The organism is Streptomyces sp. NPDC090798 (assembly GCF_044768965.1).
Classification (GTDB): Bacteria; Actinomycetota; Actinomycetes; order Streptomycetales; family Streptomycetaceae; genus Streptomyces.
Genome location: NZ_JBIVXA010000003.1, coordinates 313,165 through 327,044, shown reverse-complemented (window position 1 = coordinate 327,044; position 13,880 = coordinate 313,165). Strand labels below are relative to the sequence as shown.

14 protein-coding genes are annotated in these 13,880 nt (G+C 71.0%); 7 read left to right on the top strand and 7 right to left on the bottom strand.

The features are described 5' to 3' along the window. Nucleotides 1-119 precede the first annotated feature (119 nt). Together ACIQTP_RS09000 and ACIQTP_RS08995 are read left to right on the top strand one after the other, a co-directional pair. On the top strand, nt 120-707 hold the full coding sequence (locus tag ACIQTP_RS09000; RefSeq protein ID WP_067365745.1) for a pyridoxamine 5'-phosphate oxidase family protein: 588 nt from the start codon (nt 120-122) through the stop codon (nt 705-707). Between the two features lie 3 nt (nt 708-710). Next, nucleotides 711-1,400, top strand: a complete 690-nt coding sequence (locus ACIQTP_RS08995; protein WP_403397756.1) for a L,D-transpeptidase — start codon at nt 711-713, stop codon at nt 1,398-1,400. A gap of 70 nt (nt 1,401-1,470) precedes the next feature. On the opposite strand, the gene ACIQTP_RS08990 is transcribed toward ACIQTP_RS08995, so the two are convergent. Both ACIQTP_RS08990 and ACIQTP_RS08985 read right to left on the bottom strand, forming a co-directional pair. Then, complete coding sequence (locus tag ACIQTP_RS08990) at nt 1,471-2,982, bottom strand: sensor histidine kinase (RefSeq protein ID WP_403397753.1); 1,512 nt, start codon at nt 2,980-2,982, stop codon at nt 1,471-1,473. After that, complete coding sequence (locus ACIQTP_RS08985; RefSeq protein ID WP_402051864.1) at nt 2,979-3,731, bottom strand: response regulator transcription factor; 753 nt, start codon at nt 3,729-3,731, stop codon at nt 2,979-2,981. Before ACIQTP_RS08985 ends, ACIQTP_RS08990 begins: the two co-directional genes overlap by 4 nt. A gap of 193 nt (nt 3,732-3,924) precedes the next feature. Between ACIQTP_RS08985 and ACIQTP_RS08980 the strand changes: the two genes are divergently transcribed. The 5 genes from ACIQTP_RS08980 to ACIQTP_RS08960 all read left to right on the top strand — a co-directional run bounded on the left by ACIQTP_RS08980 (nt 3,925) and on the right by ACIQTP_RS08960 (nt 8,910). Continuing rightward, the gene (locus ACIQTP_RS08980; RefSeq protein ID WP_403397751.1) at nt 3,925-5,295 is read left to right on the top strand and encodes a ferric reductase-like transmembrane domain-containing protein; all 1,371 of its coding nucleotides are present in this window, start codon (nt 3,925-3,927) and stop codon (nt 5,293-5,295) included. A gap of 7 nt (nt 5,296-5,302) precedes the next feature. Then, on the top strand, nt 5,303-5,812 hold the full coding sequence (locus tag ACIQTP_RS08975) for an FMN-binding protein (RefSeq protein ID WP_403397750.1): 510 nt from the start codon (nt 5,303-5,305) through the stop codon (nt 5,810-5,812). Between the two features lie 81 nt (nt 5,813-5,893). Next, nucleotides 5,894-7,273: a ferric reductase-like transmembrane domain-containing protein gene (locus tag ACIQTP_RS08970; RefSeq protein WP_180293074.1), complete on the top strand. Its 1,380-nt coding sequence runs from the start codon at nt 5,894-5,896 to the stop codon at nt 7,271-7,273. Nucleotides 7,274-7,292: 19 nt separating this feature from the next. Continuing rightward, nucleotides 7,293-8,129, top strand: a complete 837-nt coding sequence (locus ACIQTP_RS08965; RefSeq protein WP_403397746.1) for an FMN-binding protein — start codon at nt 7,293-7,295, stop codon at nt 8,127-8,129. 43 nt (nt 8,130-8,172) lie between these two features. Then, the gene (locus tag ACIQTP_RS08960) at nt 8,173-8,910 is read left to right on the top strand and encodes an FAD:protein FMN transferase (RefSeq protein ID WP_403398148.1); all 738 of its coding nucleotides are present in this window, start codon (nt 8,173-8,175) and stop codon (nt 8,908-8,910) included. 76 nt (nt 8,911-8,986) lie between these two features. Here the strand turns inward: ACIQTP_RS08960 and ACIQTP_RS08955 are convergent, their stop codons facing one another. From ACIQTP_RS08955 to argC, 5 genes are read right to left on the bottom strand one after another with little or no spacing between them, the layout of a single operon-like run. Then, nucleotides 8,987-9,523 carry an arginine repressor gene (locus ACIQTP_RS08955; protein WP_067365722.1) on the bottom strand — a complete coding sequence of 179 codons (537 nt, stop codon included), beginning with the start codon at nt 9,521-9,523 and terminating at the stop codon, nt 8,987-8,989. A gap of 10 nt (nt 9,524-9,533) precedes the next feature. Beyond that, a complete protein-coding gene (locus ACIQTP_RS08950) occupies nt 9,534-10,739 on the bottom strand; it encodes an acetylornithine transaminase (RefSeq protein WP_403397744.1) in 1,206 nt (401 codons plus the stop codon). Continuing rightward, entirely contained in the window at nt 10,736-11,656 is a 921-nt protein-coding gene (gene argB / locus ACIQTP_RS08945; RefSeq protein WP_402051880.1) for an acetylglutamate kinase, read from the bottom strand. Before argB ends, ACIQTP_RS08950 begins: the two co-directional genes overlap by 4 nt. Further along, nucleotides 11,653-12,804 (bottom strand): bifunctional glutamate N-acetyltransferase/amino-acid acetyltransferase ArgJ, encoded by a 1,152-nt coding sequence (argJ, locus tag ACIQTP_RS08940; protein ID WP_403397742.1) that lies wholly within the window; start codon nt 12,802-12,804, stop codon nt 11,653-11,655. The genes argB and argJ overlap by 4 nt, the downstream gene beginning before the upstream one ends. Beyond that, entirely contained in the window at nt 12,801-13,829 is a 1,029-nt protein-coding gene (gene argC, locus ACIQTP_RS08935) for an N-acetyl-gamma-glutamyl-phosphate reductase (protein ID WP_403397739.1), read from the bottom strand. The genes argJ and argC overlap by 4 nt, the downstream gene beginning before the upstream one ends. Nucleotides 13,830-13,880 lie beyond the last annotated feature (51 nt).

Below are 13,880 nucleotides of genomic sequence, written 5' to 3'. Positions count from 1 at the left end.
CTGCTCCCCGTCCGCCGACCGGGGCGCAGCGGCCACGGGGCCGTCCGCCACGTGAACGAATGCGCCGGACGAGTGAATTCCTTAGACAGACGAACGGTCTTGCCCAATAATCATTAGACATGGGAAAGACTTATGAGCGCATAGACGGCAGGCTGCGGTCGTTCATCGAGGCGCAGCCCCTCTTCTTCACCGCGACCGCACCCCTGTCCGGGGACGGCACGGTCAACCTCTCCCCCAAGGGCCTCACCGGCTCGTTCGTCGTGCTCGACGAACTCACCGTCGCCTACCTGGACTTCGCCGGCAGCAACGCGGAGACGATCGCCCACCTCCGGGAGAACGGCCGGATCACCCTCATGTGGTGCGCCTTCCAGGGCCCGCCGAACATCGTCCGGGTGCATGGCCACGGCGAGCCCGTCTTCCGTGACGACCCCCGCTTCGAGGAACTGCTCACGCACTTCCCCGGCATCGACCCGACCCCGCACGGTCTGCGCGCGATCATCGTCGTGACCGCCGAACTCGTCCGGGACACCTGCGGCTACGCGGTGCCCTTCATGTCGTACGAAGCGGACCGCGACCTGCACGGCAAGCGCTTCGCGCGCGAGGACGACGCCTCGCTGAGCGAGTACTTCACCAAGAAGGACCATGTGGCGACGAGCCTGGACGGCCTGCCCGGCCTGCCGCTCCCGCTGCCTCCCCGTACGGTCTGAGCCATGCGCCTCGCAGCCGCCGCCCTCGCGTCCGCGTCCCTGCTCGCCCTGGCCCCCAGTGATCCCCCCACTCTCCCTGAACAGATGGTGGACACCGGTGGCGGCAGCCAGCTGATCACGGCTCAGGCGCCCCGCGGGGACTCGACGTCGGGCACGCTCACCTGGTGGGACCGGCGGGACGGGCACTGGGTGAAGGCCGGTTCGGCGGCGGCGCGCTTCGGGGCGAAGGGGCTGGTGGAGGGGGGCTCGCGCAAGCAGGGGTCTGACACGACACCCACGGGGCTGTACGACCTTCCGTTCGCCTTCGGGATCAAGGCCGCGCCGGGCGGTACCGCGGTTCCGTACCGGCGGGTGCGGGAGGAGTCCTGGTGGTGCCAGGACAACGACTCCCGTTCCTACAACCGGTGGACCGAGCCGCGGCCGGCCGACTGCCGAGCGTCCGAGTCCGAGCATCTGATCGCGCACGAGAGGCAGTACGCCTACGCCCTGGTCGTGGGGTTCAACTACGAGCGGCCCGTGCGGGGCCGGGGCGCGGGAATCTTCCTGCACGTCAACGGGCGGGCGGCGACCGCTGGTTGTGTGTCGGTGTCGGCGGACGCGATGCGGCGGGTTCTCGGGTGGGTCGATCCTGCGCGGGGGCCGCGGATGTCGATCGGGACGGTGAGTGGGGTAACGGCGATCACGCGGTACTGAGCGCCGTCGGAGCCAGGGTCGTGGGCGTCTGCCGGTCGTCCGTGGCTGGTCGCGCAGTTCCCCGCGCCCCTTAGGGGGCGCCTCCGCCACCGTTGCTCGAGAGACGAACCGTGAACGTCGTCGCCCCCGGACGGCTCTCCAGCTCGACCGTGCCGCCGTGGGCCTCCGCCACGGCCGCCACGATGGACAGTCCCAGGCCCGCGCCACCGCCCGCGCCACCGGTGCGGCGGCGGTCGGCTCTGGTGAAGCGTTCGAAGACGCCGGGCTGGACGTCCTCCGGGACTCCCGGGCCGTCGTCGTGGACCGTCAGGACGGCCGTTTTGGCGTCGGTCTCCAGGGACACCGTGACCTTGGTGCCAACGGGCGTGTGCCAACGGGCGTTGGCCAACAGGTTGGCCAACACCTGTTGGAGGCGGTGGGTGTCCCCCGTCACCATGACCGGTTCCTCCGGGAGTTCCAGCGTCCAGCGGTGGTCGGGGCCCGCGGCGCGGGCGTCGGTGACCGAGTCGAGGACAAGGTGGGTGAGGTCGACGGGAAGGCGCTCCAGGGGGCGGCCCGCGTCCAGGCGGGCGAGCAGGAGAAGGTCGTCGACCATCTCGCCCATCCGCGCCGACTCGGCGGCGATGCGTTCGAGGGCCCGGGTGACCTTGGGCGGCACCGGGTCCGGGTGCAGCAGCGCCAGCTCGGCGTGGCCGCGCACCGAGGCGACCGGTGTGCGCAGCTCATGGCTGGCGTCGGCCGCGAAGCTGCGCAGCCGTTCCTCGCTCGCGTGCCGCTTGGTCAGCGCGTCCTCGACATGGCCGAGCATCCGGTTGAAGGCGCCGGCGAGGCGCCCCACCTCGCTGCGCGGGTCCTGCTCAGGCGCACGCGGCGGCAGCGCCACCTCACCGCTGGCGAGCGGCAGCTCGCTGACCCGGGTCGCGGTCGCGGCGACCCGGCTCAGTGGGCGCAGCGACCAGCGCACCCACAGGGCTCCGGCGACTCCGGCGACCACGAGTGCCAGGCCGAAGACACCGCCGGCGACCAGTTCCAGGCGGTGCACGGCGGCCCGGACCGGTTCCATCGGCAGCCCGGCGATCAGGACGTCGCCGTCCAGTCCGCGCGCCGCCGTCACGCGGTAGTCGCCGAGTGCCGACAGGCAGACGGTGTGGGCGCGGCCGTCGGTGGGGATGGCGGCCAGGGTCTGCCGGTCGGAGGTGGTCAGGGACACGTTCAGGTCGGTGATGTTCTGGCCGGAAGGCACGACCGCCGCGTTGGTGACGTCCCGGCCGACCAGCCGCGCGCCGAAGGTGCCGGTGCTCTGCCGCCGGGTGTCGCCGTTCTCGTCGCCGTCGTGGTCGGACTTCTTCACCCCGGCCCCGTGCTCCAGGCTCGCGGGGAACCGCACCCCCACGTCGTGCAGCTGCTGGTCGAGGCGGCCGGTGAGGAAGCCGTTCAGTTCGTACACCGCTGCCACCCCGACGGCGGCGCAGCTGACGGCGAGCAGCACCAGGAGCCCTGCGGTGAGGCGGGCCCGCATCGTGCGCGGGAGCGGCAGCCGCCGTACGGCCGCCCGCACCCGTGGCCACCGGTGCCGACTCATCGTCCGACCACCGGCTTGATCACGTACCCGGCGCCCCGCACCGTGTGGATCATGGGCTCACGGCCCGCGTCCACCTTTTTGCGCAGATACGAGATGTACAGCTCCACGACATGGGCCTGACCGCCGAAGTCGTAGGACCAGACACGGTCGAGGATCTGCGCCTTGCTGAGCACCCGGCGCGGGTTGCGCATGAGAAAGCGCAGCAGTTCGAACTCGGTCGGCGACAGCTCGACCAGCTCGCCGCCCCGGGTCACCTCGCGGGCCTCCTCGTCCATCACGAGGTCGCCGACGGTCAGACGCGGGCCCTCGTCCAGTTGCCGGGCCATGCCCGCGCGGCGCAGCAGGCCGCGCAGCCGGGCGACGACCTCCTCCAGGCTGAACGGCTTGGTCACGTAGTCGTCGCCGCCCGCCGTGATGCCCGCGATGCGGTCCTCGACGGCGTCCCGCGCGGTGAGGAAGAGCACACAGACTCCGGGGTGCACGGTGTGCAGGGTGCGCAGCACGGCGAAGCCGTCGGTGTCCGGGAGCATCACGTCGAGGACGACGGCGTCCGGCATCAGCTCGCGTGCCTCGGTGACGGCCGAGGCCCCGTCGGCCGCCGTCCGGACCTCCCAGCCCTCGTAGCGCAGGGCGCCGGAGAGCACCTCGGCCAGGTCGGGGTCGTCGTCGACAACGAGGACCCGTACGGGGGTGCCGTCGGGGCGGGTGAGCGAGGGCAGGCCGCTGCCTCGGGAGCGAGGAGTGTTCATGTCGTCTTCCAGGATCACCCCTCGTGGGAGACGGCAGCGCCTCTCCCGCCTCTGAGTTTGCTCTGAGCCGTTCCTCTGAGCCGCATGGTCCGCTCTCTGTTTCCTGTGAATCCGCGACGGGGGCGCCCGTTCAGAGGCTGCTCAGAAGTTGCCGAAGCACAGTTTCCTCCGGGACAGCCGGAAGGACGGACATATGACCACGGTGTACGAGCGGACAGCGGTCCCTCGCCCGTCACGCGCACGCAGACGACCGCGCCCCTCGCCCGCCGGGCCCCTGCTGGCCCTGCTGTGGGCCGGGGCCGGCGCGGTCGTCGCCCTGTGGTGGTACGACACGCGGTCGGTGGTGGGCCTCGCCGGATGGCTGACGGACGCCGGGCGGATCGCCGGGCTGCTGTGCGGCTACAGCTGCGCGGTCCTCGTGGCGCTGATGGCCCGGGTGCCCCTGCTGGAGCGGCGGATCGGCTCCGACCGGGTGGCCCGCTGGCACGCCATGGCCGGCCGGTACACGGTCTGCCTGCTGGTGGCGCATGTCACGCTGATCCTCTTCGGGTACGCCGCCCAGGACGGGGCGGGCATCGTGCACGAGACACTGAGCGTGGTGTTCGACTACCCGGACATGCTCAAGGCCACGACCGGCACCCTCATCCTCTTCGCCGTCGGGATCACCTCGGCCCGCGCGGCCCGCCGCCGGATCAGCCACGAGTTCTGGTACTACCTGCACCTGCTGACGTACGTGGCCGTGTTCCTCACCTTCTTCCACCAGCTCGCGCTGGGCTCGGACTTCGTCGGCAGCACCACCGCCCAGGCCGCCTGGTACGTGCTCTACCTGGGCACGGCCGCCCTGGTCGTCTGGTTCCGGCTGCTCACCCCGGTACGGCTCAACCTGCGCCACAAGCTGTGCGTGGAGTCCGTGCACCGCGAGGCGCCCGGCGTCTTCTCCATCGTCGTACGCGGGGAACGGCTGGACGAACTCGGCGCCGAGGCGGGGCAGTTCTTCCGCTGGCGGTTCCTCTCCGACGGGATGCGGTGGACCTCGACGCCGTACTCGCTGTCGGCCCCGCCGCGCCCCGACCTGATGCGGATCACCGTGAAGGCGCTCGGCGACCACAGTGCCGCCGTGGGGCTGCTGCGGCCCGGCACCCGGGTGTGGGCGGAGGGCCCCTACGGCGCGCTGACCGCCGAGCGGCACACCGGACGCAAGGCGCTGCTGATCGCCGGCGGCGTCGGCATCACACCGCTGCGTGCCCTGTTCGAGACGCTGCCCGGCGGGCCCGGCGACGTGACGCTGCTCTACCGGGCGAGCACGGCCGAGGACCTGGCGCTCGGCACCGAGCTGGAGGCGATAGCGCAGTGGCGTGGGGCGCGCGTCCTGTACGCGGTCAACGGCGCCGACGGGACACGTCCGCGGTTCACCGCCGAGTCCCTGCGGGAGGCCGTGCCCGACCTCGTCGGGCATGCCGTCTATCTGTGCGGTCCACCCGCCATGGCGCGGGACCTGTACGGGGCGCTGCGCGCGGCCGGGGTCCCCGACCGGCGTATCCACCACGAGTCGTTCGAGCTGTGAGGTCGCCTTGCACGCCCTGAAGAAGCACCGTCCGCTGCGCCGCGTGACGCTGGCGGCCGCCACCACCGTCACCGGATTCGTCCTGCTGCTGTCGCTCAAGCCGCACACCCCGCCGACCGTGGCGCAGACGTCGTCGTCCGCCGGACAGTCACCTTCACCCGGAAGCTCCTCCGGAAGCTCGTCGGGAAACTCGTCGGGAAGCTCATCGGGAGGCTCGTCCGGGAGCGGGAAGAGCACGGGCACCAAGACCGTCACCGGTGACACGGTCCAGACCCGCTGGGGCCCCGTCCAGGTGCGCGTCACGCTGAAGAACGGCAAGATCACCGATGTGACCGCGGTCTCCTATCCCTCGGACAACCCACGGGACCAGGAGATCAACAGTTACGCCCTTCCCCAGCTCAGGAGGGAGGCGCTGGCCGCGCAGAGCGCCCAGATCGACTCCGTCTCGGGGGCCACGTACACCAGCGGCGGATACAAGCAGTCCCTCCAATCGGCACTGGACTCGGCAGGCCACTGAACGCACGGCCGTCGGGGCCCGTATCTCTGGGCCAGGGGCCTCTCCCTCAGCCCCGTCCCCACGGACGACCACGGAGGAACCGTGTCCACGATCGCCGGTGGCCGCGCCGCGCGGCGCCAGACCTTGCGCCGTATTCGCCCACGACGCTCCCCCGCCGTCCCACTGCTGCTCGCCGTCGGGGCGGGCGCGGCCGGGGTCATCTGGCTGTGGTGGAGCAACACCCCCTCCATCGCCGACGACAACAGCAAGATCCTCAACGCGGGCCGGATCACCGGGCTGCTCGCGGGATATCTGATGGCGCTGGTGGTGCTGCAGATGGCACGGGTGCCCGCCCTGGAGCGCCGGGTGGGCTCGGACCGGGTGGCGCGCTGGCACGCCATGAGCGGCCGGTACACGATCTGTCTGGTGCTGGCGCACCTCGTGCTGATCATGTGGGGCTACGCGCTGCAGGCCGGCAAGAGCTTCGGCGACATCGTCCAGCAGACCATCGACTCGATCAACCAGCTGCCCGACATGGGCAAGGCGGCGATCGGCACCGGTCTGCTGTTCCTGATCGGCCTGCTCTCCATGGGCCCGGTGCGCCGCAGGATGGGCTACGACACCTGGTACCACATCCACCTGCTCACCTACGCCGCCGTCTTCCTGACGTTCTGGCACCAGCTGTCCACGGGCAACGAGTTCGCCGTCGAGCCGACCGCCAAGACGGTCTGGTACGGGCTGTACGGCTCGGTGACGGCCCTGGTGATCTGGTACCGCATCCTCTCGCCGATCCGGCTGAACCTGAAGCACCGGATGCGGGTGGAGGCCGTGATCGAGGAGACCCCCGGGATCGTCTCGGTGCTGATCAGCGGGCGCAAGCTGCACCGCATGGGCGCCGAGGCCGGGCAGTTCTTCCGCTGGCGCTTCCTGGCGCCGGGCATGCGGCTCAGCTCGCACCCGTACTCGCTGTCGGCGGCGCCCCGCCCCAACATGCTGCGCATCACGGTGAAGGCGATCGGCGACCACAGCTCGGCGCTGCGCGACCTGCGGCCCGGCACCCGGGTCTGGGCCGAGGGCCCGTACGGGGCGCTGACGGCGGGCAAGCGCAGCCGCGGCAAGGTGCTGCTGGTGGCGGGCGGGGTCGGCATCACTCCGATGCGGGCGCTGTTCGAGACGCTGCCCGGCGCGGCGGGCGACCTGACGCTGCTCTACCGGGCCAACACCACCCAGGACCTGGCCCTGTGGGACGAGCTGGCGGCGATCGCCGAGGAGCGCGGGGCCCGGCTGATGTACGCGGTGAACAGCCCCGAGGGCGAGCGCCCGGACATCTCTGCGGAGACCCTGAGCCGCAAGCTGCCGGACATCGACCGCCACGACGTCTTCATGTGCGGGCCGCCCGGCTTCGCGCAGCAGGTCTACGAAGCACTGCGCGGCGCGGGGGTTCCCGCCCGCCGCATCCATCACGAGTCGTTCGAGATGTGAGCGACGGGAGTCAGGAGCGATGAAGAAGAGCCACCCCTTGCGGCGTGTCGTGCTGGCCGGCGCCGCCACCGTGTCCGGAATCGTCCTGCTGCTGTCGCTGAAGCCCGCCTCCGATCCGGCGTCCGCGTCGGCACAGGGCGCCGCGCCCCAGCAGTCGGTGGCAGGGCAGGAGTCGCCCCAGGGCGGCAGCGCGCAGCAGTCGTCCACGGGGGCCCAGACGGTCACCGGTGACGTCGCGCAGACCCAGTACGGGCCGGTCCAGGTCCGTATCATCGTCAGCGGCGGAAAGATCATCAAGTCCGAGGTCGTCCAGATTCCCAGCGGCGGACGCAGCACCGAGGTCAGCAACGCCTCCGTGCCCAAGCTGAACCAGGAGGCCGTCGCCGCGGGCAGCGCGAACATCGACGCGGTGTCGGGCGCCAGCTACACGAGCGCCGGATACAAGAAGTCGCTGCAGTCGGCCCTCGACAAGGCCAAGGCGAGCGGCAGCGGTTCCTCAGGGGCCACCGGATCGACCGGGTCCGCCGGTGCGGGCTCCTCTGGCTCCGCCGGCTCCTCGTCGTCCCAGGCGCCCGCCGCACAGGCCAAGACGGTCACCGGAAGCGTCGCCCAGACCCAGTACGGGCCCGTCCAGGTCCGTATCACCGTCAGCGGCGGAAAGATCACCAAGTCCGAGGCCGTGCAGGCGCCCAAGGGCGGGCTGAGCGACCAGAAGACCGCGATGGCCGTGCCCAAGCTCAACCAGGAGGCGGTCGCGGCCGGGAACGCGACCATCGACGCCGTCTCCGGTGCCACCTACACCAGCACCGGTTACAAGCAGTCCCTGCAGTCGGCCCTGGACAAGGCCGGTGGCTGACCCGGACCAGGAGCCGCCCGCCCTGCGGCACGCGGAAGAGGTCATGGGCACCGTCTTCTCCTTCGACGTGCGCGGCGGCGAACCCACGGCCGTGCGAACCGCGTTGGAGGAGGCGGTCACCCAACTCCACCAAGTGGACGAGGTGTTCAGCACCTATCGGGAGGACAGCCAGATCTCGCGCCTCGCGCGCGGGGAGCTGACGGTCGAGGAGTGCGATCCGGAGGTCGCCGAGGTGCTCGGCCTGTGCGCCGAGGCGGAGCGGGTCAGTGACGGCTGGTTCAGCTCGACGTACGAGGGCCGGCTCGACCCGACCGGGATCGTCAAGGGCTGGGCGACCGAGCGCGTGGCCCGGCACCTGGCGGCGGCCGGCGCGACCGGAGTCAGCGTGAACGGCGGCGGCGACGTCCAGCTGCTCGGCGCGCCCGGCACGCACCGCCCGTGGCGGGTCGGCGTCTCGGACCCGCTGCGTCCTGGTTCACTCGCGGCCGTGGTCTCCGCCGCCGGAGTCGACGAACTGTCGGTGGCCACCTCCGGCACCGCCGAGCGCGGCGCCCACATCGTCGACCCCCGCACCGGCCGCTCCGCGGTCACCGACCTGGTCGCCGTGACCGTGGTGGGCCCCCGCCTGACCTGGGTGGACGCATGGGCGACAGCGGCCTTCGCGATGGGCTCCCGAGAGGCCCTGACCTGGCTGGAGTCCCTCCCCGACATCGAGGCCTTACTGATCACGGCGGGAGACGAGGTCAGATGCACCGGGGGCCTGGCTCAACGTCTGGGGTGAGGTTCTCCAACCCGCACCCGAAAGACGACGGTGGAGGCGCGCCCCAACCGGGGGTGCGCCTCCACCGTCGTACAGCTCAATGATTGTTCTGGGCCAACCGCAGCAAATGATCGGCCAGAGCCTGCCCACCCGTCGGATCACGACTGATCAGCAGCAACGTGTCATCCCCGGCGATCGTCCCGAGAATGTCCTGCAGCTCGGCCTGGTCGATGGCGGAGGCGAGAAACTGCGCCGCCCCCGGCGGGGTACGGAGAACCACGAGGTTCGCGGACGCCTCCGCGGAGATCAGCAGCTCCGCCGAGAGCCGCCGCATCCGCTCCTCCTTCGCCGACTCCCCCAGCGGCGCGCGCGGGGTGCGGAAACCGCCCTCGCTCGGCACCGCGTAGATGAGGTCGCCGTCGTTGTTGCGGATCTTCACCGCGTTCAGCTCGTCCAGGTCCCGGGAGAGCGTCGCCTGCGTGACGCTCAGCCCGTCGTCGGCGAGCAGCTTCGCCAACTGGCTCTGGGATCGCACCGGTTGCCGGTTGAGGATGTCCACGATCCGGCGGTGGCGTGCGGTGCGGGTCTGCGGCACGGCAGGCCCGACGTGCTCGTGATCCTGCGCCTGACTCATCGTCGTCGTCTCATTCTTTGGCTCGTCCGTCCCCGTTGGCTACAGCGTCGAGGACACCGGGAAAGGCCTGGAGGAACGTGTCCACCTCGTCGTCGCCCAGGTTCAGCGGGGGCATCAGCCGTACGACATCGGGGGCGGGCGCGTTGACCAGGAGACCGGCGTCCTGAGCCGCCTGCTGCACCTGGGGCGCGAGCGGCTCGGTGAGCACGATACCCAGGAGCAGGCCCGCACCCCGGACATGGTCGATCAACGGGTTGCCGAGTGACTCGATTCCGCCCCGCAGTTTCTCGCTCGCGGCCTTCACGTTCTCGAGGAGCCCCTCGGACGCGATCGTGTCGAGGACGGCGAGTGCGGCGGCGCAGACGACCGGGTTGCCGCCGAAGGTCGAACCGTGGTGGCCGGGCTTCAGCAGCTCGGCGGCCCGGCCGAAGGCGACGGTCGCGCCGAGCGGCAGTCCGCCGCCGAGGCCCTTCGCCAGGGTGACGACGTCCGGCAGGACACCTTCGTGGTCCTGGTAGGCGAACCAGGGCCCGGTGCGGCCGATGCCGGTCTGCACCTCGTCGAGGACGAGGAGGCTGCCGGTGGCGGCGGTGATCGCGCGGGCGGCCTTGAGGTAGCCGGGCGGGGGTACGACCACGCCGTTCTCGCCCTGGATCGGCTCGATGATCACGAGGGCGGTGTCCTCGGTGACCGCCGCGGCCAGCGCCTGCGCGTCACCGTAGGGCACGTGCGTGACGTCACCGGGCAGCGGCAGGAACGGCTCCTGCTTGCCGGGCTGGCCGGTGAGTGCGAGGGCGCCCATCGTGCGGCCGTGGAAGCCGCCGTGGGTCGCCACCATGTGGCCCCGGCCGGTGAGCCGGCCGATCTTGAAGGCGCCCTCGTTGGCCTCGGCGCCCGAGTTGCAGAAGTAGACCCGGCCCTCGCGGCCGAAGAGCTGGAGCAGCCGTTCGGCGAGCGCGACGGGCGGCTCGGCGACGAAGAGGTTGGAGACATGGCCGAGGGAGGCGATCTGCCCGCTCACGGCCTCGACGATCGCCGGGTGGGCGTGGCCGAGCGCGTTGACCGCGATACCGCCGACGAAGTCGAGGTACTCCTTGCCGTCGGCGTCCCACAGCCGGGTGCCCTCGCCGCGGACGAGCGGCAGCCGCGGGGTGCCGTAGTTGTCCATGAGCGCGCCCTGCCACCGCTGGGTGAGCTCCGCGTTGGTCCCGGTCATTCGGCGTCCCCCTGTTCATCGGGCTGTGCGTCCGGCACGACCATCGTGCCGATCCCCTCGTCGGTGAAGATCTCCAGCAGGATCGAGTGCTGGACCCGGCCGTCGATGACGCGGGCGGTGGTGACACCGTTGCGTACGGCGTGCAGACAGCCCTCCATCTTCGGCACCATGCCGCTGGCCAGCTCGGGCAGCAGCTTCTCCAGTTCGGAGGCGGTCAGGCGGCTGATCACCTCGTCGCTGTCGGGCCAGTCCTCGTAGAGTCCCTCGACGTCCGTGAGGACCATGAGGGTTTCGGCGCCCAGTGCCGCAGCGAGAGCCGCAGCCGCCGTATCAGCATTGACGTTGTAGACATGTCCGTCGTCCTGGCTCCGGGCGATCGAGGAGACGACCGGGATCCGGCCGTCGGCGAGCAGTGCCTCGATCGCGCCCGTGTCGATCGCGGTGATCTCGCCCACCCGCCCGATGTCGACCAACTCCCCGTCGATCTCGGGCTGGTGCTTGGTTGCGGTGATGGTCTGCGCGTCCTCGCCGGTCATGCCGACGGCGAGCGGCCCGTGCTGGTTGAGCAGTCCGACCAGCTCGCGCTGCACCTGACCGGCCAGGACCATGCGTACGACGTCCATGGCGTCCTCGGTGGTGACGCGCAGGCCCGCCTTGAACTCACTGACGATGCCGTGCCGGTCGAGGGCGGCGCTGATCTGCGGACCGCCGCCGTGCACGACGACGGGCTTGAGGCCGGCCTGTCGCAGGAACACCACGTCCTGGGCGAAGGCGGCCTTCAGCTCCTCGTCCACCATGGCGTTTCCGCCGAACTTGATGACGACCGTCTTGCCGTTGTGGCGGGTCAGCCACGGGAGTGCCTCGATGAGGATCCGGGCCTTGGGCAGTGCGGTGTGTTTCCGCGTCACATTGCTCATGACGAGTAGGCGCTGTTCTCGTGGACGTAGTCCGCGGTGAGGTCGTTGGTCCAGATCGTGGCGGTCTGGGAGCCCGCGGCGAGGTCGGCGACGATGTGGACCTCGCGGTAGCGCATGTCGACGAGCTCTCGGTCCTCGCCGACGCCACCGTTCTTGCAGACCCAGACGCCGTTGATGGCGACGTTGAGCTGGTCGGGCTCGAAGGCGGCGCCGGTCGTGCCGATCGCGGACAGCACGCGTCCCCAGTTGGGGTCCTCGCCGTGGATCGCGCACTTGAGGAGGTTGTTGCGGGCGATGGAGCGGCCCACCTCGACGGCGTCGTCCTCGCTCGCGGCGTTCACGACCTCGATCTTGATGTCCTTGCTGGCGCCCTCGGCGTCCCGGATGAGCTGCTGCCCGAGATCGTCGCAGACCGCGCGTACGGCCTCGGCGAACTCCGCGTACTCCGGGGTGACCTCGCAGGCGCCGGAGGCGAGCAGCAGGACGGTGTCGTTGGTCGACATGCAGCCGTCGGAGTCGACGCGGTCGAAGGTGGTGCGGGTGGCGGCGCGCAGCGCCCTGTCGAGGGTCTCGGAGTCGAGGTCCGCGTCCGTCGTCAGCACGACGAGCATGGTGGCGAGGCCGGGGGCGAGCATGCCCGCGCCCTTGGCCATGCCTCCGACGGTCCAGCCGTCGCCCGTGCGCACCGAGGTCTTGTGCACGGTGTCGGTGGTCTTGATGGCGATGGCGGCCTTCTCGCCGCCGTGCGCGGAGAGCTGGGCGGCGGCCGACTCGACCCCGGGCAGCAGCTTGTCCATCGGCAGGAGTACGCCGATGAGCCCGGTCGACGCCACGGCGACGTCGCCGGCGTTGACGTCGAGGACCTCGGCGACCTTCTCGGCGGTCGCGTGCGTGTCCTGGAAGCCCTTGGGGCCCGTACAGGCGTTGGCGCCGCCGGAGTTGAGGATCACGGCGGAGACCTGACCGCCCTTGAGGACCTGCTCGGACCAGAGGACCGGCGCGGCCTTCACGCGGTTGGAGGTGAAGACGCCCGCGGCGGCGAGGCGGGGCCCGTTGTTGACCACGAGGGCCAGGTCGGGGTTGCCGTTCTCCTTGATGCCTGCTGCGATGCCGGAGGCGGTGAAGCCCTTGGCAGCGGTGACGCTCACGGTGCGACTCCGATCGTGGAAAGACCCGTTTCCTCGGGAAGCCCGAGGGCGATGTTCATGCTCTGCACGGCCCCGCCGGCCGTGCCCTTGGTCAGGTTGTCGATGGCGCTGATCGCGATGATGCGGTGCGTCGCTTCGTCGTACGCGACCTGGACCTGAACGGCGTTGGAACCGTAGACGGACGCGGTGGCGGGCCACTGCCCCTCGGGCAGCAGGTGGACGAAGGGTTCGTCGGCGAACGCCTTCTCGTACGCGGCGCGCAGGGACTCACCGGTGACCCCTTCGCGCGCCTTCGCGCTGCACGTGGCGAGGATGCCCCGGGGCATCGGCGCGAGGGTGGGCGTGAAGGAGACGGTGACCGCCTCCCCCGCCGCCGCACCGAGGTTCTGGATCATCTCGGGGGTGTGCCGGTGGACGCCGCCGACTCCGTACGGGGACATGGAGCCCATGACCTCGCTGCCGAGCAGATGGGGCTTGGCGGCCTTGCCCGCCCCGGAGGTCCCGGACGCGGCGACGATCACGGCCTCGGGCTCGGCGAGTGCGGCCGCGTACGCCGGGAAGAGGGCGAGGGAGACGGCCGTCGGGTAGCAACCGGGCACCGCGATGCGCTTGGATCCCTCCAGCGCGGCGCGGGCGCCCGGCAGTTCGGGAAGGCCGTACGGCCAGGTGCCGGCGTGCGCGGAGCCGTAGAACTTCTCCCAGTCCGCCGGGTCCTTGAGCCGGAAGTCGGCGCCCATGTCGACGACGAGGACGTCCGGGCCGAGCTGCTCCGCGACGGCGGCGGACTGTCCATGGGGCAGCGCGAGGAAGACGACGTCGTGGCCGGCGAGGACGTCCGGGGTGGTCTCCTGGAGGACGCGGTCGGCCAGCGGCAGCAGGTGCGGCTGCAGTGCGCCCAGGCGCTGGCCCGCGTTGGAGTTGCCGGTCAGGGCACCGATCTCGACCTCGGGGTGCGCCAGGAGCAGACGCAGGACTTCGCCGCCCGCGTACCCACTCGCTCCCGCCACTGCTGCGCGTACCACCATGGAACCCTCCTCTTGGATGGCATGACTATACGTTTCGCTGCACGTTTATGC